Origin of the sequence: Halobacillus sp. H74 (assembly GCF_052246715.1) — a bacterium.
GTDB lineage: Bacteria > Bacillota > Bacilli > Bacillales > Halobacillaceae > Halobacillus > Halobacillus litoralis_A.
Genome location: NZ_JBQQCI010000024.1, coordinates 1 through 1,116, shown reverse-complemented (window position 1 = coordinate 1,116; position 1,116 = coordinate 1). Strand labels below are relative to the sequence as shown.

1 protein-coding gene is annotated in these 1,116 nt (G+C 33.2%); it reads left to right on the top strand.

Annotated elements, in window-relative coordinates; genetic code table 11:
* Positions 1 to 111: 111 nt before the first annotated feature.
* A complete protein-coding gene (locus tag ACTWPX_RS21675; RefSeq protein WP_443121489.1) occupies positions 112 to 813 on the top strand; it encodes a DUF421 domain-containing protein in 702 nt (233 codons plus the stop codon).
* Positions 814 to 1,116 lie beyond the last annotated feature (303 nt).

Sequence of the window (1,116 nt, the reverse complement as noted above, 5' to 3'; positions counted from 1 at the left end):
CTTTTTCTTTAATAAACAAGAATTATTTAGCTTGTATTGTTAAACATAAAAAAGATTAGCAATATAACACTAGATGTTTGTAGAAATTCTTTCAAATGGAGTCTTTATATTATGAAAATCATATATCTAACCACTGAACTTATTATTGGTTTTTTTCTTCTTTTTATAATCGTTAAGTTTGCTGGAAAGAAAATCATTAATCAAATTACCCCCTTTACCTTTATTGCCGCTATTGTATTGGGAGAATTACTCGGTAACGCATTATACGACCATAAAATAGGTGTCTTTTATATTATGTACTCTATGACATTATGGGGCGGTTTACTTTTCTTGGTCGATTATCTTGGCCAAAAGTATTTAGCGTTTCGCGGTATTTTTGAAGGAAAACCGTCTGTGCTTATTAAAAATGGAATAGTTAATCGAGAAGAATTGAAAAAAAACCGAATGAATATCAATCAGCTACAAAGCTTACTTCGGCAAAGCGAAACCTTTTCTATCCGAGAAGTTGCTTTTTGTTATTTAGAATCAAACGGCTCAATTAGTATATTAAAAAAGACAAAATATCAAAAAACTACTCAAGTCGATTTCAATATGCCTATAAAGCCTGTTTATGTTCCGGTTACTATAATCCGCGATGGTGAAGTTTTATGGGATGAACTAAGTGATTTAGGTTTTGATGAGTCTTGGTTAAAAAAACAACTCAAGTCACAAGGTATTTCTAATTATAAAGATATATTTGTAGCCGAATGGCTAGAAGATGACGGGCTTTTTGTACAAACTAATTGTCAAACCAATGATACTCCTAGATTTTAATTCAGAAGTTCTTCCCGCTTTCACTATAAAATTCCCCCTTTAGATAACATATCTAAAGGGGTAGAACATCGCATCTTCTTTATAAATGTCGCGACATTAAGCCACACGTGATTCGTTGTGTTGATCAAGAAGAAAAATGCCTGTGGCGATCCCATTTGATTTGATCATGCGGATTTACTAAAAGAAATAGTCTTCGCCGTTCGGAATTGAATTCTAAATCTTACCTAACCAAAACCTATGGTAGCTACGTAGTTTGAAATGGCCTTGGATTATCTCGAAGTAGAGTCTTCAAGAAATGGGGGC

Coding starts and splice junctions, on each gene's coding strand:
- ACTWPX_RS21675 (WP_443121489.1), top strand. CDS start 112: ATGAAAATCATATATCTAACCACTGAACTTATTATTGGTTTTTTTCTT.